The sequence below is a fragment of the Lactococcus sp. EKM203L genome (assembly GCF_011800585.1).
Lineage (GTDB): Bacteria > Bacillota > Bacilli > Lactobacillales > Streptococcaceae > Lactococcus > Lactococcus lactis.
In genome coordinates, this window is sequence record NZ_JAALEQ010000036.1 from 1 (window position 1) to 1118 (window position 1118).

Genomic DNA, 1118 nt, shown 5'->3' on the forward strand with positions numbered 1-1118 from the left:
TTGGGTATTGGACAGACCTAGCTCACAAAAAGTTTCGATTTTAATTCATTCTGAATAGGTTATACTAGACAAAAGATCAGCTCCTAAAAATGGGTTGTGTTAAACACCATTTTAAAGGAAGCTGGTCTTTTTCGTCCGAACAGCGTTCGGATTAATTTTACTATAATCTACCAAAGCATATCTAAAATTCAGCTGTTCTGCAAAAACACTAAACAGGCTTTTAGTGATCCTTGCCTTCAATCGTTTCGATATCGCCTTTGCCGTCACGGGACACGATGGCCTTGATAGCGGCAGTGATGCCTAAAACATCATCATCCAATGACAACGCTGGTGTTTCCGGACGAGTGACAACCTGTTCCGGCAAAAATGGAATATGCATGAAGCCGGCCTTAATATCGGGAAACATCTTATCCCGCATATACTGTACCTGATAAAAAATGTGGTTGCAGACGTAAGTGCCTGCTGTGTTGGAGACTGCTGACGGAACACCAGCTTCCCGAATGGCTTTGGCCATGGCCTTAATTGGTAACTGGGTAAAGTAGGCATTCTCGCCATCGCCATGAATCGTGTGATTAAGTAGCTGATACCCGGCATTATCTTGAATCCGACCGTCATCCAAGTTAATCGCAACTCGCTCCGGCGTGAGTTCAAACCGGCCACCAGCCTGACCAATGCTCAACACATAGTCAGGCTTTTCTTTGGCAATAGCATCTTTAACGACATCGGCTGAAACATTAAACTTTGTCGGAATTTCCAATTTAACGATTTGTGCCCCAGCAATTTCATCCGGCAAACGTTTCACGGCTTCAATCGCAGGATTAATTTTATCGTCGCCAAAGGGATCAAATCCGGTAACAAGAATTTTCATGAGAAGATTTCCTTTCTAAAATGCCAAGAAGTACAGAAACTATCGAGAAGTGTATCTTGTACCATCTTTAAGACGTTGGAGTCTTTGATGGGTAGGACAATTTGTTGCGCCATGATTTATATATACCTTTCTGAAATTAAATAATTAATTAAATAATTAATTAAATAAATTGTTTATTTATTGATGACCAGGACCGTATTTCTAAACTTCTTTTATGGTTTATTATATCACTTAACAAAAAAACAGCCCC

1 protein-coding gene and 1 pseudogene are annotated in these 1118 nt (G+C 40.4%); both read right to left on the minus strand.

The window, feature by feature from the left end:
- Positions 1 to 220 precede the first annotated feature (220 nt).
- A complete protein-coding gene (pcp, locus tag HFD15_RS13945; protein ID WP_167595253.1) occupies positions 221 to 868 on the minus strand; it encodes a pyroglutamyl-peptidase I in 648 nt (215 codons plus the stop codon).
- A 35-nt stretch (positions 869 to 903) separates the two neighbouring features.
- A pseudogene (locus tag HFD15_RS14480) lies at positions 904 to 981 on the minus strand (site-specific integrase); the annotation flags it as partial.
- Positions 982 to 1118 lie beyond the last annotated feature (137 nt).